The organism is Curtobacterium sp. UCD-KPL2560 (assembly GCF_001705035.1).
Taxonomy (GTDB): domain Bacteria; phylum Actinomycetota; class Actinomycetes; order Actinomycetales; family Microbacteriaceae; genus Curtobacterium.
Map to the genome: position 1 here is coordinate 1 of NZ_MCIG01000025.1, position 26,629 is coordinate 26,629.

General features: G+C 73.2%; 20 protein-coding genes and 1 other RNA gene. 9 read left to right on the top strand and 12 right to left on the bottom strand.

Features of this window, described 5'->3' with window-relative positions; all coding sequences use genetic code 11:
- Positions 1-139 precede the first annotated feature (139 nt).
- Together BEP24_RS07955 and BEP24_RS07960 are read right to left on the bottom strand one after the other, a co-directional pair.
- On the bottom strand, positions 140-2,140 hold the full coding sequence (locus BEP24_RS07955; RefSeq protein ID WP_171898753.1) for an alpha-1,4-glucan--maltose-1-phosphate maltosyltransferase: 2,001 nt from the start codon (positions 2,138-2,140) through the stop codon (positions 140-142).
- Positions 2,141-2,371: 231 nt separating this feature from the next.
- On the bottom strand, positions 2,372-4,453 hold the full coding sequence (locus tag BEP24_RS07960) for a glycogen-debranching protein (RefSeq protein WP_065962113.1): 2,082 nt from the start codon (positions 4,451-4,453) through the stop codon (positions 2,372-2,374).
- A gap of 59 nt (positions 4,454-4,512) precedes the next feature.
- Between BEP24_RS07960 and BEP24_RS07965 the strand changes: the two genes are divergently transcribed.
- From BEP24_RS07965 to ssrA, 6 genes are all read left to right on the top strand, one after another.
- Positions 4,513-5,724, top strand: a complete 1,212-nt coding sequence (locus BEP24_RS07965) for a cysteine desulfurase family protein (protein ID WP_065962114.1) — start codon at positions 4,513-4,515, stop codon at positions 5,722-5,724.
- A gap of 144 nt (positions 5,725-5,868) precedes the next feature.
- Entirely contained in the window at positions 5,869-6,978 is a 1,110-nt protein-coding gene (gene prfB, locus BEP24_RS07970) for a peptide chain release factor 2 (protein WP_065962117.1), read from the top strand.
- Positions 6,979-7,050: 72 nt separating this feature from the next.
- Positions 7,051-7,809, top strand: coding sequence for a cell division ATP-binding protein FtsE (gene ftsE, locus BEP24_RS07975; protein WP_065962119.1), 759 nt, complete (start codon positions 7,051-7,053; stop codon positions 7,807-7,809).
- Positions 7,806-8,720, top strand: a complete 915-nt coding sequence (gene ftsX / locus BEP24_RS07980) for a permease-like cell division protein FtsX (RefSeq protein ID WP_065962120.1) — start codon at positions 7,806-7,808, stop codon at positions 8,718-8,720. Before ftsE ends, ftsX begins: the two co-directional genes overlap by 4 nt.
- 173 nt (positions 8,721-8,893) lie before the next feature.
- Positions 8,894-9,370 (top strand): SsrA-binding protein SmpB, encoded by a 477-nt coding sequence (gene smpB / locus BEP24_RS07985; RefSeq protein WP_065962122.1) that lies wholly within the window; start codon positions 8,894-8,896, stop codon positions 9,368-9,370.
- Between the two features lie 119 nt (positions 9,371-9,489).
- Positions 9,490-9,867, top strand: a transfer-messenger RNA (tmRNA) gene (gene ssrA, locus BEP24_RS07990).
- Between the two features lie 107 nt (positions 9,868-9,974).
- Here ssrA and BEP24_RS07995 read toward each other — a convergent pair.
- The 10 genes from BEP24_RS07995 to aroA all read right to left on the bottom strand — a co-directional run bounded on the left by BEP24_RS07995 (position 9,975) and on the right by aroA (position 24,741).
- Positions 9,975-11,279, bottom strand: a complete 1,305-nt coding sequence (locus BEP24_RS07995) for an LLM class flavin-dependent oxidoreductase (RefSeq protein WP_065962123.1) — start codon at positions 11,277-11,279, stop codon at positions 9,975-9,977.
- Between the two features lie 2 nt (positions 11,280-11,281).
- Positions 11,282-12,766 (bottom strand): PLP-dependent transferase, encoded by a 1,485-nt coding sequence (locus BEP24_RS08000; RefSeq protein WP_083230211.1) that lies wholly within the window; start codon positions 12,764-12,766, stop codon positions 11,282-11,284.
- Positions 12,767-12,844: 78 nt separating this feature from the next.
- Positions 12,845-13,414: an NUDIX domain-containing protein gene (locus BEP24_RS08005; protein WP_065962125.1), complete on the bottom strand. Its 570-nt coding sequence runs from the start codon at positions 13,412-13,414 to the stop codon at positions 12,845-12,847.
- A gap of 30 nt (positions 13,415-13,444) precedes the next feature.
- Entirely contained in the window at positions 13,445-14,158 is a 714-nt protein-coding gene (locus BEP24_RS08010; RefSeq protein ID WP_065962126.1) for a M50 family metallopeptidase, read from the bottom strand.
- Between the two features lie 181 nt (positions 14,159-14,339).
- A complete protein-coding gene (gene glmS / locus BEP24_RS08015) occupies positions 14,340-16,232 on the bottom strand; it encodes a glutamine--fructose-6-phosphate transaminase (isomerizing) (protein ID WP_065962127.1) in 1,893 nt (630 codons plus the stop codon).
- A 427-nt stretch (positions 16,233-16,659) separates the two neighbouring features.
- The gene (locus tag BEP24_RS08020) at positions 16,660-19,410 is read right to left on the bottom strand and encodes a LuxR family transcriptional regulator (RefSeq protein WP_065962130.1); all 2,751 of its coding nucleotides are present in this window, start codon (positions 19,408-19,410) and stop codon (positions 16,660-16,662) included.
- 749 nt (positions 19,411-20,159) lie between these two features.
- Positions 20,160-20,942, bottom strand: coding sequence for an inositol monophosphatase family protein (locus tag BEP24_RS08025; protein ID WP_065962132.1), 783 nt, complete (start codon positions 20,940-20,942; stop codon positions 20,160-20,162).
- Between the two features lie 52 nt (positions 20,943-20,994).
- The gene (locus BEP24_RS08030; RefSeq protein ID WP_141693394.1) at positions 20,995-22,143 is read right to left on the bottom strand and encodes a hypothetical protein; all 1,149 of its coding nucleotides are present in this window, start codon (positions 22,141-22,143) and stop codon (positions 20,995-20,997) included.
- A gap of 136 nt (positions 22,144-22,279) precedes the next feature.
- On the bottom strand, positions 22,280-23,386 hold the full coding sequence (gene rsgA / locus BEP24_RS08035; RefSeq protein ID WP_065962133.1) for a ribosome small subunit-dependent GTPase A: 1,107 nt from the start codon (positions 23,384-23,386) through the stop codon (positions 22,280-22,282).
- Positions 23,383-24,741 (bottom strand): 3-phosphoshikimate 1-carboxyvinyltransferase, encoded by a 1,359-nt coding sequence (gene aroA / locus BEP24_RS08040; RefSeq protein ID WP_065962136.1) that lies wholly within the window; start codon positions 24,739-24,741, stop codon positions 23,383-23,385. Before aroA ends, rsgA begins: the two co-directional genes overlap by 4 nt.
- Positions 24,742-25,038: 297 nt before the next feature.
- Here aroA and BEP24_RS08045 point away from each other — a divergent pair, with 297 nt between their 5' ends.
- The 3 genes from BEP24_RS08045 to BEP24_RS08055 are packed head-to-tail and all read left to right on the top strand — an operon-like array spanning position 25,039 to position 26,497.
- Complete coding sequence (locus tag BEP24_RS08045) at positions 25,039-25,767, top strand: sigma-70 family RNA polymerase sigma factor (protein ID WP_171898756.1); 729 nt, start codon at positions 25,039-25,041, stop codon at positions 25,765-25,767.
- A complete protein-coding gene (locus BEP24_RS08050; protein ID WP_065962138.1) occupies positions 25,764-26,006 on the top strand; it encodes an alpha-ketoglutarate decarboxylase in 243 nt (80 codons plus the stop codon). Before BEP24_RS08045 ends, BEP24_RS08050 begins: the two co-directional genes overlap by 4 nt.
- Positions 26,007-26,056: 50 nt before the next feature.
- Entirely contained in the window at positions 26,057-26,497 is a 441-nt protein-coding gene (locus BEP24_RS08055; RefSeq protein WP_065962140.1) for a GNAT family N-acetyltransferase, read from the top strand.
- Positions 26,498-26,629 lie beyond the last annotated feature (132 nt).

The following is a 26,629-nucleotide window of genomic DNA, read 5'->3' on the forward strand; positions in this document are numbered from 1 at the left end:
GCTGCGGACGGCGCGGTGTGCGGCACGGGCGGCGGGGGCGGCGGCACGGGCGGGACGCTCGGCCCCTGGCCACGGCTCGGCGGGACGGGTGTCGGTCGGGCGTCGCCCATCGGCTCGGTCCCCTTCGGGTCACGGTCGGTCATCGGTGCGGTCCTTCCACGACGAGCAGGTGCACGGGCTCCTGGAAGGCGTCCAGGCGGACGTAGTTCGACGAGCCCCAGACCCAGCGCTGACCGGTGACGACGTCGCGGACGTCGAACGCCTGCTCGGTCGGCAGGCCCAGGGCGGCCAGGTCGAGGTGCACGGTCGTCTCGCGCGCGGAGTGCGGGTCGACGTTCGCCACGACGATCACGGTGTCGGCACGGCCGGACCGGATGAACTCGCCGGGCAGGTGCTTCGAGTAGACGACGATCGCCGGGTCCTCGGCGCTGTGCACGTGCAGGTTGCGCAGCTGCCGCAGCGCCGGGTGCGCCTGGCGGAAGCGGTTGAGCATCGTCACGTAGGGCGCGAGGCTCGCCCCCTCGGCCTCGGCGAGGGCGAAGTCGCGCGGCTTGTACTCGTACTTCTCGTTGTCGATGTTCTCCTCGGAGCCGGGACGGGCGACGTCCTCGAAGAGCTCGTAGCCGGAGTACATGCCCCAGGTCGGCGCTCCGGTGGCCGCGAGGGCCGCGCGCACCTTGTAGCCCGCCCGACCGCCGAACTGCAGGTACTCGGTGAGGATGTCCGGCGTGTTCACGAAGAGGTTCGGGCGCAGGTAGGCGCTCGTCTCGTGGCTGAGCTCGTCGAAGTAGTCCTCGATCTCCTCCTTGGTGTTGCGCCAGGTGAAGTACGAGTAGGACTGCTGGAACCCGACCTCGGCCAGGGCGCGCATCATCGCCGGGCGGGTGAACGCCTCGGCGAGGAACACCGTGTCGGGGTGCTCGTCGCGGACCTCGCGGATGACGCGCTCCCAGAACCACAGCGGCTTGGTGTGCGGGTTGTCCACGCGGAAGATGCGGATGCCGAAGGCCATCCAGTGGCGCAGCACGCGCAGCACCTCGGCGACGATCCCCTCGGGGTCGGAGTCGAACTGGATCGGGTAGATGTCCTGGTAGCGCTTCGGGGGGTTCTCGGCGGTCGCGATGGAGCCGTCGGCCCGGACCGTGAACCACTCCGGGTGCTGCTCGACCCAGGGGTGGTCGGGGGAGCACTGCAGCGCGAAGTCGAGCGCGACCTCCATGCCGGTGTTCTTCGCCGTCTCGACGAAGTCGCGGAAGTCGTCCTCGGTCCCGAGGTCCGGGTGGATCGCGTCGTGGCCCCCCTCGGGCGCCCCGATCGCCCACGGGCTGCCCGGGTCGTTCGGTCCCGGCGTCAGGGTGTTGTTCGGTCCCTTGCGCGCGGTCGTGCCGATCGGGTGGATCGGGGGGAGGTACACGACGTCGAAGCCCATGCGGGCGACCGCCGGCAGGCGACGGGCCGCGGTGCGGAAGTCCCCGCTCTTCCACGAGCCGTCGGCGTTCTTGCGGGCACCCTCGCTGCGGGGGAAGAACTCGTACCAGGCGCCGACGCCCGCACGGGTGCGCTCGACGTCGAGCAGCTGGGTGGGGGAGTGCGTGCGGAGCGAGGTCAGGGGGCTGTCCTCGACCTCGCCGGTGATCCGGGCGTCGTCGACGGCCGCCAGGCGTTCCGTCGGCTCGAGGGCGGTGTCGCGCACCTGCTCGGCGGCGCGGACGGCCGCGGTCGAGTCGGTCTCGGCGGCGAGGCGGTCGAGCAGGGCTGCGCCGTCGAGCAGCGTCGCCTCGGTGTCGACGCCCGCGGCGATCTTCAACCGCGCGGCGTGCAGCCAGGTGGCCCAGTCGTCGGAGTAGGACTCGACGTGCCACGTCCACACCCCGGTGTGGTCGACCTGCACGGTCGCCTCGTACCGGTCGGTCCCGGCGGCGACGAGCGTCATCGGGACGGTGCGGGTGCCGCCGTCGGGTCGTTCGAGGACCAGGTCGGCACCGATCACGCCGTGGCCCTCGCGGAAGACGGTCGCACCGAACGTGATCACCTCGCCGTCGAAGGCCTTCGACGGGAACCCGTTCGGGGTCGTCGGAGCGAGCTGGGTGATCGGGATGCGCCCGATCTTCGGTCGGCGGGGTCGGTCTGCAGTGGCCACGGAGCCGACGCTACCCGGCTGGCGGACCGGCGTTCCCCGGAAGACGCGCTCTGTGCACGACCGGGCGCGCCGCGCCCTCTGTGGAGGAAGCGCGCGGACGCGACCACGGGGGCGGACGGGAGGCCCGTGGCGGGCCCGCCACGGGCCTCCCGTCCGCCCCCTGGGCGGCCGCCGGCCGACAGGCCGGACCAGGGCGCCCGATGCCCGACCCGAGCCGGGCGGACGTGCGCCCTACGCGACCTCGAACACGTGGATGCCCGGCCCGTACGCGGTGAAGACCTGTCCCGCCGGCCGCAGCCGCTCGTGGTCGCGGTGCTTCTCGCTCGACCAGGCGAGGCGGTACCCGAGGACGTCCTCGCGGACCGGCAGCGTCAGGTCCCGGGTCCGTCCGCTGCCGTGCACCACGACGAGCACCCGGTCGGACGGCTCGTGCTCGGGCGTCGACTCGGCGTAGTACTGCACCGCACGGTGGATCGGTTGGTCCCAGCCCTCCGGGGTCATCGGACGACCGTCGGGGCCGTACCAGGACATCCGGGTCGCGCCGGGCGTCTCCTGCCCCTCGACCCCGAACCGCGTGGGACGGAGCGCGGGGTGCGCGGCACGCAGACGCGCCAGTGCGGCGACGACCTCGGTCATCGACTCGGCGTCCTCGTCGTCCGACCAGTCGACGGGGGTCAGGTCACCGGAGACGACGTACGCGTTGTTGTTGCCGTGCTGGGTGCGGCTGCGGTCGTCGCCGGCCGTGAGCATCGGCACGCCCGCGGCGAGCATGAGGGTGCCCACGAGGTTCCGCATCGAGCGGCCCCGGGCGGCGCGGACGCCACGGTCGGCGGTGTCGCCCTCGATCCCGTGGTTGAACGAGCGGTTGTCGTCGGAGCCGTCGCGGCCGTCCTCGCCGTTCGCCTCGTTGTGCTTGCGGTCGTGCGACACCAGGTCGAGCAGGGTGAAGCCGTCGTGCGCCGTGACGAAGTTGACGCTCGCGAGCGGACCACGCTCCGGGCCGAACAGGTGCCGGGACCCCGTGAGCACCCCGGCGAGCGCGCCGATGCCCGCCCGCGGGGCACCTTTGCGGCGCTCCTCGGCGATGTCGCCCAACCAGAACTGCCGGACCGTGTCACGGAAGCCGTCGTTCCACTCGCTCGTCCGCGCGCCGAACGCACCGGTGCGCCAGCCGTCCGGGCCGACGTCCCACGGCTCGGCGACGACGAGCACGTCCTGCAGGTCGGGGTGCCGCCGGATCCGTTCGAGCAGCGGGTGGTCCGGGTCGAAGACGTGCTGCGCGTCACGGGCGAGCGCCGCCATCAGGTCGAAGCGGAAGCCGTCGACCTGCACCTCGCGCGCCCAGTACCGCAGGCTGTCGACCACGAGGTCGGCGGTCGCGCCCACCGAGGTGTCGAGGGTGTTGCCGCAGCCCGTCGTGTCGTGGTGGCTGCTGCCGTCCTCGGTCCACCGGTAGTGGCGCGGACCGTCGATCCCGCGGAGCGACGTGGTCGGACCGCCGACGCCCTCCTCGGCGGTGTGGTTGTAGACGACGTCGAGCACGACCTGGATCCCGGCCTCGTGGAGCAGCCGGACCATGCCCTTGAACTCGCGCAGGACCGCCGAGGCGCCGGCCGCCCGGGCGTCGGCGGAGGCGTGGGCGGCGTGCGGGGCGAAGAAGCCGAGCGAGTTGTAGCCCCAGGCGTTCTCGCGGCCGGCGGCACGGAGCCACCCCTCGGTGTCGAAGGCGTGCACGGGGAGCAGCTCGAGGGTCGTCACGCCGATGCGGTGCAGGTGCGCGATCGTGCTCGGGTGCGCGACCCCGGCGTAGGTCCCGCGCAGGTGTTCGGGGACGTGCGGGTTCGCGGCGGTGAGGGTGCGCACGTTCGCCTCGTACACGACGACCCGGTCGAGCGGCACGACCGGCTTGACGACGCCGCCCCAGTCGAAGGCGTCGTCGACGACCTCGGACGTCCAGCGCTGGCCGGTCGCCGCGTGCCGCCCGGTGCCGCCGACCCCGTCGGTCGGGTCCACCGGGACGATGCCGCGCGCGTACGGGTCGAGCAGCGGCCGGTTCGGGTCGAAGTCGTGCCGCGGCGCGGTCGGGCCGTCCGCCAGCAGGTGGTAGCGGTCGCCCGGCACCACGCCGGGCGTCGGGGCGGACCACCGGTCGCTGCCGTCGGCGCGCTCGAGTGTGAAGCGCACCGGTTCCGCGCCACCGGTGCGCTGCACCACGAGGGTGACGGAGGTCGCCGAGGCGGACCGGACCGAGAACCGCGGTCCGTCGTCGCCGAGGCGGAAGCCGGGGGTCTCGTCGGTCGCGGTCTCGTGCACGGCACCCAGGGTACGAGGCCGCGCGGGTATCCTGGAACCGCTCGACCAGGGGGTGCCCGATGCCCGAGAAGAACGACCGGCCAGACCAGCCAGACCGGCCCGACCGTGCGCCGGTCTACCTCGACCACGCCGCGACCACGCCGATGCTGCCCGAGGCGCTCGCCGCCTTCACGGCCGCGCTCGGCACCGTCGGCAACCCGTCGTCGATCCACAGCGCGGGCCAGCGCGCGAAGATGCTGCTCGAGGACGGCCGCGCGGCCGTCGCCCGCTCGCTCGACGCCGAGCCCGTCGAGGTCGTCTTCACCTCCGGCGGCACCGAGAGCATCAACCTCGCCGTCAAGGGCATGTACTGGGCACGTCAGCAGGACCGCCCCCGTCCGCGCATCGTCGTCCCCGCCGGCGAGCACCACGCGACGGTCGACACCGTCGAGTGGCTCGAGCGACACGAGGGCGCGGTCGTCGACGTGGTCCCGTTGGACGCGCAGGGTCGCGTCGACCTCGCCGGCCTGGAGGCGCGACTCGCCGCCGCCGACGACGTCGCGCTGGTCACGTTCCTGTGGGCGAACAACGAGGTGGGCACCCTGCAGCCGGTGGACCGGATCGTCGCGCTCGCGCACGCCGCCGGCGTGCCCGTGCACAGCGACGCGGTCGCCGCCTACGGGCAGGTCCCGGTGTCGTTCCGCGCGTCCGGCCTCGACGCGCTGAGCGTCTCCGCGCACAAGGTCGGGGGACCGGTCGGCATCGGGGCGCTCGTGCTCGGCCGCGGCTCGACCGTCGAACCGCTCATCCACGGCGGTGGCCAGCAGCGCCAGGTGCGCAGCGGGACGCAGGACGCGCCGTCGGCCGCCGCGTTCGGCGTCGCGGCGGGGACCCCGCACGCCGACGTCACCGCGCTGCGGGACCGACTCGTCGCCGGGGTGGTGGCTGCGGTGCCCTCGGCGGTGCTCATGGGCGACCCGGTGGACCGGCTGCCGGGCAACGCGCACTTCACGTTCCCCGGGTGCGAGGGCGACTCGCTGCTGTTCCTCCTCGATGCCGCCGGGGTCGCCGTGTCCACCGGGTCCGCCTGCCAGGCCGGCGTGCCCGAGGCGTCGCACGTGCTCCTCGCGATGGGCCTCGACGAGCAGGACGCGCGCGGGGCACTGCGGATCACGCTCGGGCACACCTCGACCGAGGCCGACGTCGACGCGTTCCTCGCGGCGCTGCCGGACGCGGTCGCGCGGGCCGGTGCTGCCGGGATGGCGTCGCGCGCGCCGCTCCTCGGCCGCTGATCCGCCGCGCCGTGCGCGGCTGCTCGGCCGCGCACGCTCGGGAGGCGGCCTCCGTCCTCCACAGCCGCCGCGGAGCGGGCGCCAGTCCACAGGCGGAGGTGGGGCGGGCCTCCGGGCCGGTGCGCACCGGTAGGATCGGGCACCATGGTCGAACTGGACTTCTCCGAGCAGCTCTCCTCCCTCCGCGAGACGTTCGGCAACATCCGCTCGGTGGTCGACGTCGACCGCCTGCAGCAGGAGATCGCCGAACTCAGCGAGCAGGCGGGCGCCCCCGACCTGTGGGACGACGTCGAGCACGCGCAGCAGGTGACGAGTGCGCTGTCCCACCGCCAGGCGGCACTGCGCAAGATCACCGACACCGAGCAGCGCATCGACGACCTCGAGGTCCTGGTCGAGATGGCGAACGAGGCCGACGACGAGGAGTCCGCGGTCGAGGCCCAGGCCGAGCTCAAGGCGATCCAGAAGACCATGGGCGACCTCGAGGTGCAGACCCTCCTCGACGGCGAGTACGACGACCGTCCGGCGGTCATCACGATCCGTGCCGGGGCGGGTGGTGTCGACGCCGCCGACTTCGCCGAGATGCTCCTGCGCATGTACCTCCGGTACGCCGAGCAGCACGGCTACAAGACCACCGTGATGGACACCTCCTACGCCGAGGAAGCCGGGATCAAGTCCGCCACGTTCGAGGTCGACGCGCCGCACGCCTTCGGCACCCTGTCCGTCGAGGCCGGCACGCACCGCCTCGTGCGGATGTCGCCGTTCGGCGCGGCCGGCAAGCGCCAGACGTCGTTCGCCGCGGTCGAGGTCATCCCGCTCATGCCCGAGACCGAGGTCATCGACATCCCCGAGAACGACATCCGGGTCGACGTCTTCCGGTCCTCCGGCCCCGGTGGGCAGTCGGTCAACACGACCGACTCCGCGGTCCGCCTGACCCACATCCCGACCGGCACCGTCGTCTCGATGCAGAACGAGAAGTCGCAGATCCAGAACCGCGCCGCGGCCATGCGGGTCCTGCAGTCGCGCCTGCTGCTCCTGAAGAAGGAGGAGGAGAACGCGAAGAAGAAGGAGCTCGCCGGCAACATCACGGCGAGCTGGGGCGACCAGATCCGCTCCTACGTGCTGGCGCCGTACCAGATGGTCAAGGACCTCCGGAGCGAGCACGAGGTCAACAACCCGTCCGCGGTCTTCGACGGCGACCTCGACGGCTTCATCAACGCGGGCATCCGCTGGCGCAAGCAGGGCGGCGATTCCTGAGCGTCCTCGTGGGGGAGCTGAGCCGCGCGCCTCGGTTGACTTCCGGTCCGGCCGACCTACCCTGATCCGGTCATGATCAAATTCGACCAGGTCACCAAGGTCTACTCGGGCAACCCGAGTCCGGCGCTCGACGACGTCTCCCTCGAGATCCTCAAGGGGGAGTTCGTCTTCCTCGTGGGCGCGTCCGGTTCCGGCAAGTCCAGCTTCCTGCGCCTCGTGCTCAAGGAGGAGAAGCCCTCGCGCGGGCAGATCCACGTGCTCGGCCAGCGGCTCGGTGCCCTGTCGTCGCGCAAGGTCCCGTACTTCCGGCGCAACCTCGGCGTCGTCTTCCAGGACTTCCGTCTCCTGCCGAACAAGAACGTCTTCGACAACGTCGCGTTCTCGCTGCAGGTGATCGGCAAGAGCAAGGGCTTCATCAGCGAGGCCGTGACGGACGTGCTCAAGCTCGTCGGCCTGGCCGGCAAGGCGACGCGCATGCCGCACGAGCTGTCCGGTGGTGAGCAGCAGCGCGTCGCGATCGCGCGCGCCGTCGTCAACAAGCCGGCGGTCCTGCTCGCCGACGAGCCCACCGGCAACCTCGACCCGACCACGTCGGCCGGGATCATGGCGCTCCTCGAACGCATCAACCAGGGAGGCACCACCGTGCTCATGGCGACGCACGACGCCAGCATCGTGAACCAGATGCAGCGACGGGTCATCGAGCTGTCGAACGGCACGGTGCTGCGCGACGAGCAGTCGGGCGGGTACCAGACCCAGGCGGTCCCGGTCCAGCGCAGCGCCGCGGTGTCGAACACCACGGGCATCCAGACGATCCCGGGACTCATCCGATGAGGCTCGGGCTCGTCATGTCCGAGGTCGGCTCGGGCCTGCGGCGCAACGCGTCGATGGTCGTGTCGGTCGTCCTCGTGACCTTCATCTCACTGACCTTCGTCGGCACCGCGATCCTGCTGCAGATGCAGATCAACCAGATGAAGGGCTACTGGTACGACCGGGCCCAGGTGGCGGTCTACCTCTGCACCGACACCGACACCACGGGCAACTGCACGGGCGCCAAGGCGACCGACGACCAGCGCGAACAGGTGCAGGCACAGCTCGACTCGTCGACGCTCAAGCCCTACATCGAGAAGACCTACTACGAGGACCAGGACCAGGCGTTCACCCGGTTCAAGCAGCAGTTCAAGGACTCGCCCGCCACGGAGTTCGTCAAGCCCGAGTACCTCAACGAGACCTTCTGGGTGAACCTGAAGAACCCGTCGCAGGCCGACGTCCTCGTCGAGAGCCTGTCGAAGGTCGCCGGCGTGCAGAGCGTGGTCGACCAGCGGGGCTACCTGCAGCCGATCTTCAACCTGCTCAACGCCTCGTCGTACACCGCGATCGGCATCGCCTCGCTCATGCTCGTCGCCGCGGTGCTGCTCATCGCGACGACGATCCGGCTGTCGGCGTTCAGTCGACGGCGCGAGCTCGGGATCATGCGACTGGTGGGCGCGTCGAACCGCTTCATCCAGACACCGTTCGTGCTCGAGGGGGTGATCGCCGCCGCCATCGGGGCGGTCCTCGCCGGTGGTGCGATCACCGCGGTCGTCTGGTTCTTCGTGCGGAACTACCTGGCGCGACGGTTCTCCGGGACGGCGTTCATCGGCATGAGCGACGCTGCCGTGGTCGTCCCGGCGGTCATCGTCATCGGTGTCCTGCTCGCCGGGGTCTCAGCGTCCATCGCGATCCGACGGTACCTGCGCGTCTGATCCTCCTGCGGACACCCGGACGGGACCGACGCGCCAGGGCGGACACGCCCAGGAAGGTGCGCGGCCCCGTCCGTGTTCACTAGGCTGTAGGGCTGCACACCGGCAGCGAGCAGAGCACGGCACCGGTCGTGCCGTCGGGACACCCCGGCAGCGACCGTTCGGAGGGAACCACCATGGCGAAGGAACGCGGCGAGAAGATCGTGGCGACCAATCGTCGCGCGCGCCACGACTACCTCATCGAGGACACGTACGAGGCGGGCATGGTGCTGTCCGGCACCGAGGTGAAGTCCCTGCGTGAGGGTCGTGCCTCGCTCGTCGACGGCTACGCGTTCATCGACAAGGGCGAGGCGTGGCTCGACGCCGTTCACATCCCCGAGTACACCGAGGGCACCTGGAACAACCACGCACCCCGGCGCAAGCGGAAGCTCCTGCTGCACAAGCAGCAGATCGTGAAGATCTCGCACAAGACGGCACAGGGTGGCTACACGCTCGTGCCGCTGCAGATCTACTTCCACGACGGACGCGCCAAGGTCGAGATCGCGGTCGCGAAGGGCAAGCGCGAGTTCGACAAGCGCCAGACCCTGCGCGAGAAGACCGACAAGCGCGAGGCCGAGCGGGCGATGCGCTCGCGCAACCGGCTCGGCGACTGACCGTGACAATCCACCCCTCGGTCGTCTAGACTGAGGGACTGCTCCTCCGGGAGCACCGCTCCTCCGGGAGCGTTGGCAACTCAACAGCGTGACAGCGGCTCGCTCGGTTCGGCCTGTACGGGGATGATCGGTTTCGACATTGCCTGTGCGCCGACGGGAAGCGGGCCGAGGACCCACGGTCATCTCGTGAACGATCCGTGGAAAACAACAAGTGCCAATTCCAAGCGCACTGACTTCGCTCTCGCTGCGTAAGCAGCCCAGCACATGAAGTCCGTCGGCCAGGTGATCGTCTTCTAACCTGAGTTCCGGCGTCATCCAGAGGACTTGCTGCACGGTTGCGCCTCAGGGCCGTGTGGGACTTGCACTGAGACTGGGCCCGTCGTCCTAGAAGCCGGTAGCAAAGGACGGGGCCGAGCAGAACGCATCATCCGGATACGCCCGTAGAAGACGTCGAACTGCAGCGATGGACGGGGGTTCGATTCCCCCCATCTCCACCACCTGCCGACCGTCCGATCCGCTGTCACGCTGTTGCCGTCGCCCGGCACCACCGAACGCCCCGGCGTCGTCCCCACGGACGGCACCGGGGCGTTCGCCGTTCGCGCCGTCAGAAGTCGAACAGGTTCGCCCGGAGGCCCCCGTCGCCGTACTCGCTGCGCAGGACGCCGCGGCGCCGGAGCGCGGGGACGAGGTCGCCCGTCATCCGGTACACCTGTGCCGGGTGCAGGTCGCCCGACAGGATCACGCCGTCGTTGTCGGCGTCGGTACCGAGTTCCTCGACGAAGTCGGCGAACTCCTCGGCGGTCCCGACGAAGCCCTCGCGCGTGCTGATCCGCCCCAGCCGTGCCTTCCGCGTGAGCAGCTCGCGCAGGGGTGCGTCCGGGGTGTCACCGAGGAGCCCGCGGATCGTGCCGGCGGAGACGTGCTCGCCGAAGGTGCCGTCCGGGATCGGTGCGTCGAGGTCGAGCGCGAGCAGGTCGGTCTCGGAGTCGCTCGACCAGGCCACCGCCGCCGCACGGAGCTCGGCGTCCGACGGGTGCGCGGACACGGCGACGAGCCGGTCGGCCTCCTCGGGCGAGGACACCACGACGGGCTTGAGGACGAACAGCACCCGGACGTCCTCCGGACGGCGTCCGGCCTCGGTCGCGGCGGCGTGCACACGCGCCCGGTAGTCCCGGACCGCAGCGGACGTCAGCGGTGCGAGCGCGAGCTGCACGTCGGAGTGCGTGCCCGCGAAGCCGAGTCCACGTCCCGAGCCGCCGGGGGAGACCACGACGGGGTCGCGCTCGAGCGGCAGCGCGTTCAGCGGGCCGTCGGCGGTGAAGTACGTGCCCTCGTGGTGGAACGCGTCGAGTGCGTCCCCGTCCGCGAAGTGCCAGGAGGAGCGGTCCCCGACGTACCCGTCGCCCCACGAGTGCCACAGCCGGCGCAGCAGGGTGATCCACTCCTCGGCGCGGTCGTACGCGGCGTCGTGCGGCAGCGGGGCGGCGCCGACGTGCCGGGCGCTGCCGGTGTCGGTGACGACGTTCAGTCCGAACCGGTCGGAGGACAGGTGCGCGAGCGTGGCGGCCTGCCGGGCGGCCAGGTACGGCGGCGTGATGCCCGCGTTCACGGTCGGCACGATCCCGATGTGCGACGTCGCCGCGAACAGGTACGGCGCGAGCAGGAGCGGGTCGTGCTTCGGGCCGCCGTACGCCTGGCGGATCCGCAGGTCCAGGGTCGCCGGGTTGCCGAGCGAGATCGCGTCCTCGGCGATGACGAGGTCGAGGCCGGCCTGCTCCAGCGCGCGCACGGACTGCTGGTAGAGGTCGGGCTTCGTCCAGTCGTGGCCCCAGTCCCAGTCCGCACGACCCCATGCCTGCGGGCCGAACCCGCGCGAGAAGAAGTACCCGACGTGCTGCAGTGCGCCCATCGTCAGAGGTCCTCGGACAGGACGTGCGCCTGCGGGACGGTGTGCGCGAGCGCCGCGACGTCCGGCACGGAGGCGGGACGCGCCTCCCTGCCGTCGCCCGGGACCGACGTGACGGCCCCGCCGGACGCGGGGCGCGCCTCCCGGCCGTCGCCGGCGGCCGACGTGACGGCCCCGCCGGACGCGGCGCCCTGACCGAGTGCGCGCACCGCGGCGAGCCCGCGCTCGACGTCGCGGATGATGTCGGCGACGTCCTCGATGCCGACCGACAGCCGGAGCAGGCCGTCGTCGATGCCCATGTCCGCGCGCTCGGCCGCGGTGCGGCCCGCGTGCGTGGTGGTCGCGGGGTGCAGGACGAGCGTGCGCACGTCGCCGAGGTGGGTCATCCGGCTGATGAGCTGCACGGCGTCGGTGAAGGCGCGTGCCGCCGGCTCGCCGCCGGCGAGCGTGAAGGCGAAGACGGAGCCGGCTCCGCGAGGCAGGTAGCGCTGGGCGAGGTCGTGGTACGGACTGGAGGCGAGACCCGCGTGGTCGACGCTCGTCACCTCCGGCTGTGCCTCCAGGAAGGACGCGACGGCCAGCGCGTTCGCGCTGTGCCGTTCGACGCGCAGGCTGAGCGTCTCGATGCCCTGGCGGAGCAGGAAGGCGTTGAAGGGGGAGGGCGATGCCCCGATGCGGGCGGCGACGACGTCGCGGGCGAAGACCACGAACGCGCGCCGGCCGTACCGCTCGACGTAGCTCTGCCCGCCGAGCGACGGCTCCGGCTGCGTGAGGTGCGGGAAGCGGCCGGGCTCGGCGCCCCAGTCGAACCGGCCGCCGTCGACGACCAGGCCGCCGAGCCCGGCGCCGTGGCCGGACAGGAACTTCGACGCCGAGTGCACCACGATGTCGGCGCCGTGCTCGACCGGGCGGACGAGGTACGGGGTCGCGAGCGTGTTGTCGACGATGAGCGGGACGCCGGCGCGGTGCGCGGTGTCCGCGACGCCGGTCACGTCGAGGACGTCGTTCTTCGGGTTCGGGATCGTCTCGGCGAAGAACGCCTTCGTGTTCGGTCGGACGAGCCGGGACCACTCGTCGAGGTCGCGCTGGTCCGACACGAAGTCGACGTCGATGCCGAGCCGGCCGAGGTTCTGGACGAGCAGCCCCTTGGTGCCCTCGTAGATGCTGCGGGCGCTGACGACGTGGTCGCCGGCCTGGAGGACACCGAGGAACGCGATCGTCGCGGCGGCCTGCCCGCTGCCGACCAGGATCGCCTCGGGACAGCCCTCGAGCAGGGCCACGCGGCGCTCGACGTCGGCGTTCGTGGGGTTGCCGAGGCGGGTGTAGGTGTAGCCGTCGTCCGTGCCCGCGAAGCGGTCCCGAGCCTGCTCGAAGTCGTCGAACAGGAACCCGGACGACATGTGGATCGCGGGGACCCGTGCGCCGTGTGCGGTGTCGGGCAGGAACCCGCCGTGCACCTGTTCGGTGGCGAAGCCGTGCTCGTGCGCCATGGGGTCCCTCCGTGAGCTGGTGGTGGTCCCGGTACTCTCGCAGGCCGTCGTGCGCTGCGGGGTGTCTGCGACCTCCGGTTACGTGGCCGGGGCGGCGTGGTGCCCGGCGAGGCGGTCGCGGTCGCCGGTGTGGTCGGCGAGGACGGCGGCGAGCCGCGCCGCGAACCCGTCGGCGAGCGGCGACGGCAGTGTGTCGACCGCGAACCAGCGCACGTCGTCGCTCTCGTCGCTCACGACGGTCGCGGCGGCCGGATCCACCTCGGCCACGAACCCGACGTCACGGTGCGCCGCGCAGGCGAACCCGTCGTGCAGCGCGTGCCGGTCGAGGTCGGCGATGCCCGTGTCCACCAGCTCGAGGTCGGCGATCCCGGACTCCTCGCGGGTCTCGCGGCGGGCGGCTGCGGCGAGGTCGACGTCGTCCGGCTCGAGGTGCCCGCCGAACTGCACCCAGAACCCGCCCTTGCGGTGCAGGCAGAGCAGGACCTGCCGGTGGTCGGGGGAGAGCACGAAGCAGGACGCGGTCAGGTGCTCCGGCCGCCCGTCACGCCGGAGGGCCGTGTCGCCGTGGGTCCGCACGAAGTCGGCGAAGTCCGCGGCGAGCGGATGGTGGCTGGACCCGAGGGCGGTGAGGACGACGTCGACGTGCACGGTCCCATCCTGCTCGCTCTGCGGGCCGGGTCAGACCAGTGCCCGCACCCCGGCCGCGATCGTGTCCCACACCGCGAGCAGGGGTTCCCGGGCGAGCCACACCGCCAGCGTGTTCCCCGCCAGGAACAGCACGAACCAGCCCACCGCGGGCACCCGCATCTCGGCGGCGGCGATGTGGAAGTCCGTCTGCACCCGGGCCCCGGTCAGCAGCCAGCGCGCCACCTGCACGACCGAGCGCAGACCGTCGACGACGAAGAGCGCCCCGACGGCGGCGACGACGAGCACGGTGGCCTCGGACGGGCGCAGTGCCACCCAGAGCGCGAGCGCGTCGAACCCGACGACGACGAGCAGGCCGAACCAGTTGCGGACGAAGGCGAGCGCCACGAGCCCGATCACGGCGAGCACCGCCACGGGCAGCCACCGCGACCCGTCGAGGACCCCGGTGAGCAGCAGCACGCCGGCCCACACCGGTGCGCTGTAGCCGGCGAACAGGTTCAGGACGCGGACGAGCCACCGGACGGCACCGGGCACCCGGCCGAGCCGGACCCAGGCCTCACCCGAGCCGTCGGCGTGCAGGTCGATCCGGTCGATGCGGCCGCCGAACGGCACGACGACGACGCAGTGTCCGACCTCGTGGGCGATGGTGGCCGCGATCCGGGCGACCCGGCCGACGAACGGCACGAACGGCAGGACTGCGCCGACGAGGACGGCGATGAACACGAGGGAGGGCGTGGCGGAGGTCAAGGCACCAGGATGGCAGGCCTGCCGATGACGGCGCTGGACGGGTCGTGACGAGCGTGACGCCGCGCGGACCGGAGCGGCCGCTCCGGGTCCCGGTCCGGTCAGGCCCCGGACAGCGTCGAGACGACCACGAGCACGAGCGTCGCGACGACGACGAGCCCGGTCGTCGCGGCGACGACCACCGTCACCCGGTTGGTGTTGCTGTGCCGGGCCATCGGACCGTCACCGACCCCGCCGCGTGACGCGGCTTGTCGACCTCGAACCCGTGCTGCAGCGCGAGCTCCCGGGCGAGCATCTGGAGCGGCACGACCGCCTCGACCGGACCCCACGGCGCGAGGTCGCGGCCCCACGCCAGGCCGGTCGTCCCGCCCGGGCGTGCCGGTCCCGTCGTCGTGAGACCACCCGGAGCGGACAGGACGGGGACGTCCGAGTCCTCGCCGCCGATCGTCACGACGAACCCGCCGTGCGCCCGCACGTGGGCGACGGCGGTCTGCAGGCGTCGGTCGCCGTGGTCGACGACCAGCACCGGGGTGCCCTCGTCGACGCGTGCGAGCAGGCCGTGCTGCAGGTCGCCGGCCGGGTGCGCCTCCGCCCACCGGCCGCTCAGCTGGGTGAGCTTCAGGGCGCCCTCGGCGGCGTACGGGAGGCCGGGGCCGCGTCCGGTGAGCAGGAACCCCGGGGCGTCCCGCACGGTGGCGGCGAGCAGCGGGATCCGCTCGGCGGCCACGGCGGCGGCCGCGCTCATCCGGTCGGGCAGCTCCGCGAGGTCCTCGACGAGTGCGGTCGCCCGGGCCGTGTCGAGGCGTCCGGAGGCCACCAGCGCGGACAGCACGGTCGTCACGCCGACCACGACCTGCGCGGTGAAGCGCTTCGTCGCGACGACGCCGACCTCGGGCCCGGTGTGGCAGTCGAGCACGGCGTCGGCGCGGCGGGCGAGGGACGAGTGCACGTCGTCCGTGAGCGCGAGGACCGGGTGCCGCGGGTCGAGCTGGTCGAGGGCCCGCAGGACGTCGGCGGTCTCACCCGACCCGTCGATCGCGAGGACCAGGGTGCCGTGCCCGAGGACCACCTGCTCGGCCTCGCTCGCGACGACGACGTCGGTCGGGACCCCGCCGAGCGTGCGGATCGTGCCCGCGACCACCTGCCCGGCGTGCAGGGACGTCCCGCACGCGACGACCGCCAGTCGCCGGAAGGCCGGCAGCCCGAGACCGGCCCAGGTGCTGCCGTCGACCGTGCGGTGCCGGAGGCGGGCGAGCAGGTCGCGGGCGACGGCGGGCTGCTCGGCGATCTCCTTCGCCATGTGGTCGGGGTGGTGGCCGCGGTCCGGCGTGACGGCGGCGAACGGGGACGGCGTCGGGAACGGCACCGGGACGGCGATCCCCTCGGAGGACCACGCCCACGCCTCGCCGAGCTCGACCACGTCCCCGTCGCGCAGCGGGACGAAGGTCTCGCACCAGGCGGCGATCGCACCGACGTCGCTCGCCGCGAAGTCGCCGCGGTCGGACCGCCCCACGACGAGCGGCGACCCGTTCGCCGCCGCGACCATCCGGCCGTCCCGGGCGTCCAGCACGACGAGCGCCCACGACCCCTCGAGCTGGGCGGTGGCGAGCTGCACGGCGAGCATGAGGTCCGGGTCCACGACGAGGGCTCGCTCGACGAGGTGGGCGATGACCTCGGAGTCGACGTCCGAGGTGAAGACGTGCCCCTGTCGCTCGAGCACGGTGCGCAGCCGCCGGGCGTTGTCGACGACGCCGTCGTGCACGATGCTGACCCGGCCGGTGCAGTCGGCGTGCGGGTGCGCGTCCGCCTCGCGCACCGGCCCGTGCGTCGCCCGCCGCACGTGCCCGATCCCGACGCCGGTCGACGCGTCGGAGGCAGGCACGGTGCCCGACCGGCCGGCCAGCCGCGTGCGCAGGTCACCGACACGGGTCAGGGTCCGCGTGGTCGCGATCCGTCCCGCCGCGGTCCGCACCGCGACACCGACCGAGTCGTGCCCGCGGTGGTCCAGCCGCTCGAGGCCGTCGAGCAGGAAGGGCGTCGCGTCGTCGGTGACGCGCGCCGCGATGATGCCGCACATCTGGGGTCCGTTCGCAGGGAGGGGACTCCTGGTGGAGCCGGAGGTCGGCACCGACCGCCGCCGGGTCGGCCGCGCGTCCGGGACCGTCGGGCGGTCCGGGCCCGTCCTCGGATCAGGCGAGGACGGACGACGGGTCCGCGGGTCGACGGTTCGGGTACCGGACGGGGTACGCGGGCCTGCCCTCGGGGGAGGGCACGGCGGTCGGTGCACCAGAAGGGTCCCGCGGACGGCACGGCCCTGACAACGGCGACCACCGCCTCTTGCGGTTCACCGCGCTCGCGGTGCGACCGGGCAGGACCCGGTGCGGACTCCCGCAAGGCGACCCACGTCGTCGACGGGGCGGGACGACGGAACGGGAGGCCCGGTACCAGCTGGTACCGGGCCTCCCGTTCCGTCGTGTGGTCGCGTCCACCGCGACCCGCGCCGATCAGGTGAGCAGCGCGACCAGGTGCGAGCGCGAGCGCGCACCGACCTTGCGGTAGATCTGCGTGAGCCGCAGCTCCACCGTGCGCTGCGACATGAACAGCGACGACGCGATCTCGCGGTTGCGGAACCCCTCGGTGACCTTCTGCACGACCGCACGCTCCTCGGCGGTCAGCGAGGTGAGCACCGTGGACGCGTCCGGGGCGCTGCGCGGCGCACCCGCGTCCTGTGCGGAGGCGACGGGACCCGAGCGGAACGCCGACAGCGCACCGGAGGCGGGCATCGCCGCCGTCGGCGCCGGCGTCACGAGCGGACGGCGCAGGCCGGCCGCCTCGTACGCCGCGGCCGCCGCCGCTCCCAGCCGGGGACGCTCGGCGGCGGAGGCGATCGCCGCGAGCGCCGCGAACGTGCGAGCACGCTCGTACGGCGAGTCGTGCGGCTGGAACAGCTCGAGCGCACGTCGACGGGCGGTGTCACGCGTGGCGTCGTCGGCCACGAGCGCCAGGCTCCTGGCCAGCACGAGCGCGCCCCAGCGGGACGGGCGGGCGTGGTGGTCCGCCGCGAGGCGCGCCGTGACGGCGCGCGCGTCGTCCGTGCGGCCCAGTCGGACGTTCGCCTCGACGAGGTCCCCGAGGTGCCGCAGCACGGTCGGGTTCCGCAGCGGTCGGGCGATGGCGTCGGCCGCCTCGAGGGCGACCACGGCCTCCTCGGCCCGGCCGTCGAGCAGCAGGATCCGCCCGCGGAGCGCGTGCAGCCGGGCGGTGGTCGCCCAGAGCAGGTTCGTCGTGCGCAGTGCCAGGCAGCGGTCGATCACCTCGAGCGCGTCCTGTGAACGGCCCTCGGCGAAGTGCCGCCACGCCACCGCGATCGCCCGGGACGGTGCCGGTTGACGGGGTCCCGCCCCGGCGCCGTCCTCCCACGCGTCGATCGCGCGGAGCGCCTGCCGGTAGTTGCCGGACCGGAGCTCGTTCTCGGCGGTCAGGTACCGGGCCACCTCGGTCCACACGGCCCGTGTCTCCATGCTGCGGGCCAGGACGAGCGCGAACACCCGTCGGGCGCTGCGGTACCGCTCCGCGGTGCTCAGGGCGTGCGCCACGAGGAGCAGGCCCGGGTCCGAGAGCGCGAGCAGCTCGGCGGTCGCCAGACCGTCGTACAGCTCGGTGTCCGGCGGGAGGGTCCCGTCGAGCGCCGCGACGAAGCAGCCCACGGCGCGGACGATCTCGACGGTGTGCGGCGACAGCGGGACGTCGAGCGCGTCGACCCGTGCGAGCAGGTCACGTGCCTGGTCGAGGTCCCACGTCTCGGCGCGGAAGCTCGCCACCATGGCGAGCAGTCCGGCGACGGCCCCCGCCTCGGCCGCGTCCGGCCCCACCGGGACGAGCAGCTCGTCGGCGTGCACGGTCTCCCCGCGCAGGTACTGCACGGAGTAGAGCAGCCGGAGCCGACGGACCTCGTCCTCGGTGTGCCGGAACGGTCCGATCGCGGCGAGGTACCGGGCGGCCAGACCGAGCAGGCGGTTGCCGAGCAGGAGTTCGACGACCCGGAGCAGTGCCGACCGCTCCAGCTCGCTGCCCGAGCCGACGTGGAGTGCACGCTCGGCGAGGGCGACGGCCGCCTGCGGGGCGCCGTCCGACACGTACCCGGCCGCGGCGTCGAGCAGGGCGACGACGTCGGGGACGTCGTCGACGAAGCTGCGGTGCCACGCGGCGGCACGCGGGTCGGCGGTGGCGCTCGCCGCGGCCAGCTCGGCGTGCGCGGCCCGACGTGCCCGGGCGGGCATGCGCCAGTACAGGACCGAGCGGACCAGGGGGTCGCGCACGGTCACGGTCTGCCCGCGCACCGTGACGAGGCCGGCGTCCGCCAGCTCGTCGAGGGCGTCGCGGTCCCAGCCGGCCGTGCGGGCGACGGGCACGAGGGCGAGCCGCGCGAGGACGTCCAGATCTCGTCCCGCGTCGGTGCCGAGCAGACCGTCGTCGATCCGTCGTGCGGTGATCGCCTCGGCCGTCGCGGTCGGGCGCAGGGGCAGCACGACGGGCTCCGTGCCCGTCAGCTGGTCGCGACCGAGCACGTCCAGCTGCTCGCGCAGGGCACCGGGGTTGCCGCCGGTCTCCTCGGCGAGGACGGTCAGGACGCCGTCGTTCGCGTCGGACGGCGCCATCGTGCGTGCCGCCGCGAGGGCGTCGTCGGCACCGAGCGGCTCGAGCCGCAGGGTCGGCAGCGCCGCCAGCGGGCTGGTGGCCGGGACCGAACGGACCGTCACGACGAGCCGCAGCGCGGTCCCGGCGAGACGACCGGCGAGGAACGCGATGAGCTCCTGGCTCTCGGCGTCCATCAGGTCGAGGTCGTCGACGAGCACGAGCGTCGGCGGCAGGGTCAGCGTCTGCACGGCCTCGAGGAAGTCGTGCGCTGCCGCGAGACCGGAACCGGCCGTCCCGCTGGCGGTCTGCGGGGCGCCGGGTGCCGTGGTGTCCGCGGTCGCCGCGGCGTTCGCCTGCAGGAGCAGGGCGATGTGTGCCGAGGCGCGCGGGTCGTCGAGCGCGGTGAACAGGGACGTCACGCCGGCCAGGGGCCAACGGGACTCGCTCCCGTTGCCTCCGACCCGCACGACGGGGAGGGCGACGCGGTCTGCGACCGCGCCGAGGACGCTGCTGCGTCCGGAACCAGGGTCGCCGACGACGACCATCGCTGACTCACGAGGGAGTGCAGCGAGGGTCGCGATCCGGTCGACCTCGAGACGGCGACCGGTGAGTGCCATGACTCACCGGCCTCCGGGTCCGGGGACGGATGCGGCGGCGGGGACCCGTGCAGCGACACGGCGGGGAGCCGTGGCGACGGGGGACCGGTCGGCGGCACGGCGGGTGACCGTGACGACCGACGGACGTGTGGCGGCGACGGAGCGCGCGCCGTGGATGTCGATGATGTGATGCGGAGCACGAGTGAGGGTGCACTCGGTTCCGCGCGGGAACGATGAAGCCATCGTCTGTACCACCCCTCGGGTTAGGGTTTCGGGACGAAACACGACCGGTCCGGCCCTGCGCCCGGTCTAGGGAACCCGGCGCGTGGTGGACCTGTCGTCAGCGAGACTGTAACCCAGGTCGGAGCCTCGTTCGAGGGGGCCGACGCCCGGCGGCCCCGGCCCGTTGTCCCCAGTCCGGGGGGTGCTGCCGTGTGGTCCGGATGGAGCGCTCCGGCGGCCTCCACCTGAGTCGGGGTACAGCTGATCGGTGCACTCGGTGCAGGCAGGCGCGCCCGTCCGGGACGGCCCTCGTGCGGGGGGTCGGACGGGGTACGCGGTGGCTGCGCGGGTGCGGTCGCGTCCGACCGGGACCGGTCGGTTCGGCTGACAGCGGAACGGTCTGTCCGCGTGGGGACGCAGTGCGCTTCCCGGCGAGTCGCACGGGACCGGTGCCGGGGATCGGCGACCGGCGGTCGGCACCGGAGTCGGTGGTCGGCGCCCCCGTCGGCGGTCTCCGGGGTGCCGGTGGGTCGCCCCGGAGGATCGCGTCAGCGGCTGACGACGGCGACGACCGCGTCGTGGACGAGGCCGTTCGTCGCGAGGGCGCTGCCGTGCCAGGGGCCGGGGTCACCGTCGAGCGAGGTGAAGCGGCCGCCGGCCTCCTCGACGATGGGCACGAGCGCGGCGATGTCCCACGGCTTGAGGTCGGGCTCGCCGGCGACGTCGAGGACGCCCTCGGCGACGAGCATGTACGACCACATGTCCCCGTAGGCCCGGGTGCGCCACACCTGGCGGGACAGGTCGACGAGGGCGTCGAGGCGGTCGTCGTCGTCCCACTGCTGCAGGCTGTTGTAGCTGAGGCTCGCGTCGGCCAGGTCGGCGACGCCCGAGACGCGGAGCGGGCCGTCGGTCGAGTGTGCACCGAGCCCCTCGGCCGCCCACCAGCGCTTGCCGAGGGCCGGCGCGCTCACGACGCCGAGCACCGGCCGGCCGTCGACCGCGAGCGCGATGAGGGTCGCCCAGACGGGGACGCCGCGCAGGTAGTTCGCGGTGCCGTCGATCGGGTCGACGACCCACTGGCGGTGCCCCTCGCTCGTCGCCTCGGCACCGGTGTCGGCGGTCGTCTCCTCGCCGAGGAAGGCGTCGTCGGGACGCTCGGCGGCGAGCCGCTCGTGGAGGGCCCGCTCCACGGCCTGGTCGGCGTCCGTGACGTGCGTGCTGTCGGCCTTGGTCGTGACGTGCAGGTCCGCCGCGCGGAACCGCTCGAGGCTGATCGCGTCGGCGGTGTCGGCGAGGGAGCGGGCGAAGTCCAGGTCGGCGCTGAGGTCCACGTCGTCAGCGTAGCGGCCGGGCCCGGTGCGACCGTGGTGCGCTCGCGGTCGCTCAGGCGGCCACGACCGCTTCCTCCTCGAGCCGGCTGACGGCGCGGTCACGCGCGATCCGGGTGCGGCGCGCGGCGAGGCCGTGCACGAGGGCGCCGAGCAGGACCGCGACCACGAGCCAGAGGGCGAGCACCAGGGACGCGCGGCCGAGGGAGGCGCCCGGGAAGTACACGAGGTCCTGGGCGGCCTCGAGCCAGGCGGCACCGCTCCAGAAGGTGTTCAGCGCGGCGAAGAACCCGGGCTGGAAGGTCGGCTGGAAGATCCCGCCGGAGCTCGTGAAGTTGAGCATCACGAAGAGCATCGTCAGGACCGGGGTCGTCCACCGGCCGAGCAGCGGGTGCAGACCGACGCCGAGGGCGATGATCACCGCGTCGTACAGCCAGGCGAACAGGAAGACCTGCCAGCGGTGGTCCGGGACCACGCCGTACACGGGCCCGGCGACGACCGTGCCGATGCCGGCGACGACCGCGGCGGTCGCGGCGCCGACGACGGCGGTCCACACCGCGCGGAAGCGGGTGGCGAACGCGGCGACGGCGATCGCCGAGGCGTAGCCGCCGACGCTCAGGCCGACGAGCATGAAGAACAGTCCCTGGCCGGTGGGGTCCTGGTCGCCGGTGGGGACGACGTCCCGCACGGCGAACGGCAGGTGCTGCGCGTAGGCGATCGGGAGGAACACCTTCTGCGCCGCGGTGGCGGTCGTCTCGCTCGCGGCGGTCGAGACGTAGAGCGTCGCGCCGTCGGTGCCCGGGGCGTACACGGCGGCGAGTTCGCGGTCGCGCACCTGCCGCTCGGCCTCGGCGGTCGAGTGCACGACGTGCGCGACGAGCTTGCCGTCGGACCCGTCGGTCACGGACTGCGCGAACACCTGCGTGGCGGCGCCCTGGCCGACGATCCCCACGGGGAGCTCGTGCGGCGACGGCGCGTGGAAGGCGCCGAGGTACGCCAGTGCCATGCCGACCGCGAGGAACAGCGGCACGAGGATGTGCGACCCGAAGCCCCGCAGCGAGCGGCCGAGGTGCTCCGGACGCAGCGCGGACGGCGTGGACGGGCGGCGCGGAGGCCGTGGCGCGGCGTGCTCGGCGTGGTGGGTCGGCGAGCGGGGGCCGTCCTCGGGGGCGACGATCAAGTTGTACTTTGCAACTTCAGACACGAGGGTCGACTGTACACCCGCGGGCGTCCCGGCACCGGGCCGGCGTCAGGGCACCCGGAACGACGCCCGCCCGACGTCCGGACACCCGGGGGACCCCCGGAGCCGCGGCCGGACCTCGGACGACGCCCGGCCGCGGTCAGACGGTGCCGGGGTCGTCCGCGCCCATGCCGGTGAGCAGCGCACGAAACGAGTCGAGCCGCTCGACGCCGGTCGGTCCGAGTTCGCCGTCCTGCACGCGGTCGACGATCTCCCAGTCGTGCGCCTGGGCCAACGGGATGCCGTCGGCCGGTTCGCGGACCGGGACCGCGTGCGACGCGAACGCCCGGAACACGTTGGCCGGGTCGACGTGCCCGAGGCCGAACGACCGCACGCCCGGGGTGTCGATGATCCAGCCGCCGTCCCGCACCCGCAGGGCGATCGACGACGACGAGGTGTGCCGACCGCGGCCGGTCACCGCGTTGACGACGCCCGTCGCCCGCGTCGACCCGGTCAGGGCGTTCACGAGCGTCGACTTGCCGACGCCCGAGTGCCCGACCGTGACGGTGACCTGGTCATCGAGGACCTCGTGCAGCGCGTCGAACGGCACGTCGTCGGAGCGGCTCGTGACGATGCGGAGGTCCAGGCAGGCGAAGTGCGCCAGGAACGGTGCCGGGTCGGCGAGGTCCGTCTTCGTGATGCAGAGCACCGGGTCGAGCCCGGCGTCGAACGCGGCCACGAGGTAGCGGTCGATGAGGCGCGTCCGGGGCTCCGGGTCCGCGGCGGCCACGACGATGAGCATCTGGTCGGCGTTCGCGACGATGACGCGCTCGACCTCGTCGGAGTCGTCGGCGCTGCGGCGGAGCAGCGTGCTGCGCTCGTCGACCTTGACGATCCGCGCCAGGGACCCGGGCTCGCCGGAGGTGTCGCCGACCAGCGAGACCCGGTCACCCGTGACGACCGACTTCTTGCCGAGCTCGCGGGCCTTCGTGGCCGTGATCACCCGGCCCTCGCCCGCGCTGGCCCCGAGCGAGGCGGGTGCGCCGTCGGCGACGACTGCGCCGTCGTCCGCGGTGACGAGGACGCCGAACCGGCCCCGGTCGACGTTCGTCACCCAGCCCCGGGCCGCGTCGTCGTACGAGGGACGGACCTTCGTGCGCGGCCGGTTGCCCTTCGGGTTCGGACGGATCCGGACCTTGGACTCGTACTGGCCGTACGGCTCGTCCGCCTCGGTGTCGTCGCCGTCGACGTCGTCCCACCAGCTCACCGTGCACCTCCGGACGTCGCGACGAGCTCGGCCCACAGCTCCGGGAACTGCGGCAGGGTCTTCGTGGTGCAGCCGACGTCGTCGACGGCGACGCCGTCGACGACGAGGCCGACGATCGCGCCGGCCGTCGCCATCCGGTGGTCGTCGTACGCGGCCCAGCCGCCGCCGTGGAGCTGCGCCGGTTCGATCCGCAGGCCGTCGTCGAGTTCGTGCACCGCGCCTCCGCACCGGTTGACGTCAGCCGCGAGCGCGGCGAGCCGGTCCGTCTCGTGGCCGCGCAGGTGTCCGATCCCGGTGACCTCGCTCGGTCCGTCGGCCAGCGCCGCGAGCGCGACGAGCGCCGGGGCGAGTTCGCCGCCGCGCGTCAGGTCGAGCGTCACACCCGGGAGGGAGGCGCCACCCCGGACACCGACGCCGCCGTCGACGACCAGGTCGTCGCCGTCCCGCGTCACGGTCGCCCCCCACAGGGGCAGGAGCGTCTCGAGGTCGGCCCCGACCTGCGTGGTCTCGGTCGGCCAGGTGCGGATGCGGACCGTGCCGCCCGCGACGAGCGCGGCGACCGCGAACGGCGCCGCGTTCGACAGGTCGGGTTCGATGGTCACGTCGCGCGCCGCGATCGGCCCGGGGTGCACGACCCACTCGCCGACCGACGGCTGGTCGACCCGGACGCCGCGGGCGCGGAGCGCGGCGACGGTCATGTCGATGTGCGGCAGGCTCGGCAGCCGCTCGCCCACGTGGGTGAGGTGCAGCCCCTCGGCGAAGCGCGGCGCGGACAGCAGCAGGCCGGAGACGAACTGCGAGGACGCACTCGCGTCGATGGTGAGCGCACCGCCCCGGACCGCGCCGGTGCCCGTGAAGGAGAACGGCATCGCGCCGTCGCCGTCGTCCGTGACGTCCACGCCGAGGTCGACGAGCGCCCGGATGACCGCGGCCATCGGGCGCTTCCGGGCGTAGGGGTCGCCGTCGATCGTGACCGGGCCGCTCGCGAGTGCGGCGAGGGGCGGCAGGAAGCGCATCACGGTGCCCGCGAGCCCGCAGTCGACCCGCACGCCGCCGTGCATGGGTGCGGGCGTGACGCGGAGGTCGGGGCCGTACGGGTTCGGGGCTGCGCCGGGCTCGGGGGCGACCTCGTCGACGCCGACGCCGAGCTGCCGGAGCGCGGCGACCATGAGCGCCGAGTCGCGGGAGTGCAGGGGCAGCCGGACGGTGGACGGTCCGTCGGCGAGGGCGGCGAGCACGAGCTCCCGGTTCGTCAGCGACTTCGAGCCGGGCAGGGCGACGTCGCCGCGCAGGGGCCCGCGGGCGAGGGGAGCGATCCACGGATCGGTCGGCTGGGAATGCGTCGTGTCGGCCATCGGTTCCCCAGGGTACTGAACGCACCGGGAGGACCATTGGCGACAGCAGTACTCGCACCAGCGCGGACGCGTCCGTCCCCGCTCGTGCTGCCCGCGACGTCCACCTCGCTCGGCCTAGACTGGGCCGCGATGACGACCGACGAACCGCAGGCAGCACCGCACGACCTGGTCGAGGCCACCGAGGAGCAGCTCGACGCGGTGTCCGAGGAGCGGGACGCGCTCGACGAGGACGGCGACGCGTCGTCCGCTGACGCAGACCTGTCCGGTGACGCGGACGACCTGTCCGGCGACGCAGACCTGACCGGCGACGACGACCCGCACCAGGACGCCGACGAGCCCGAGCCGGCCGACGAGAAGACCGTCTCCGAGCAGGAGCTGCGCGCCCTGTTCGAGGACCAGGCGCTGCCGTTCATGGACCAGCTGTACGGCGCCGCGATGCGCATGACCCGCAACCCGGCGGACGCGTCCGACCTGGTGCAGGAGACCTTCGTCAAGGCGTACGCCGCCTTCCGGCAGTTCCGCCAGGGCACGAACCTCAAGGCGTGGCTCTACCGGATCCTGACGAACACGTTCATCAACACGTACCGCAAGAACCAGCGGAACCCCTACCAGGGCACGATCGACGAGCTCGAGGACTGGCAGCTCGGCGGCGCCGAGAGCGTCACCCAGTCGGTCTCGGCCCGTTCCGCCGAGGCGGACGCGATCGACCACCTGCCGTCCTCCGCCGTGAAGGACGCGCTCCAGTCGATCCCCGAGGACTTCCGGATGGCCGTGTACTTCGCGGACGTCGAGGGGTTCTCGTACCAGGAGATCGCCGACATCATGAAGACCCCGGTCGGGACGGTCATGAGTCGGCTCCACCGTGGCCGCCGGCTCCTCCGTGGGCTCCTGGCCGACCACGCCCGCGAGACCGGTATCGTCCCGGACGCAGCGTCGACGGCGACGATGCGTGGACGGGGTCGCGGTGCCACGACGAATAAGGCTGCTGCGACCGCTGGTCGCACGGACGGGAAGGACGCACGATGAGCGGCTGCGACTGCTCGAAGGCGAAGGCCGAGCTCGAGGAACTCCTGCACGACGAGCTCTGCCGTGAGGACGCCGCGGACATCCGCGAGCACATGGCGAACTGCGAGGACTGCACGAGCGAGCACCGCGTCGGCGTCGTCCTCATGGAGACGGTGAAGCGCGCGTGCGCCGAGACCGCCCCGGAGCAGCTGCGCTCCGAGATCCTGGCGCGCATCCGCGTGGAGCAGGCGACGCACTGACCCGGTCGGCGCGGTCGTCACACGGCGGTCCCGCTCGGTAGGGTCGGCCCATGACCCGTGCCGCAGAGTCGACCGCCACCTGGACCGACGCCGACGTCCGCGACGTCACAGCGCTCGTCCGACTGCTCGGTCACGTCGTCGACGAGCCCGCGATGCGCGGACGGCTGGAACGGCTCACGCCTGAGGCCGGCCACCGCACGTGGCTGGTCCGCGACGAGGACGGCCGTGCGGTCGCCGTCGCGGGCGCGCAGTTGACGTGGTCCTACGCGAGCGACGAGCCGACGGCGCAGCTGCTGCTGCTCGTCGTCGACCCGTCGGACAGGAGGCGCGGCACCGGTTCCGCGCTCCTCGACACGTTCGAGACGTGGGCGCGTGAGCAGGGGGCGCGTCGCCTCAGCGCCGTGTCGGCCGCCGCCACCGACAGCGCGCACCGGTTCTACCAGAAGCGCGGCTACCACGAGGCCGGGATCCGGTACACGAAGCTCGCCTGACCGGGGCGCGTCGCGTCGCGTCGCGTTGCGTTGCGTCGCGTCGCGTCCGGTCGCGTTGGGTCGCGTCCGGTCGCGCTGGGTCGCGCTGGGTCGCGTCCGGTCGCGACGCATCCCGACCACGGAGAACGCCCC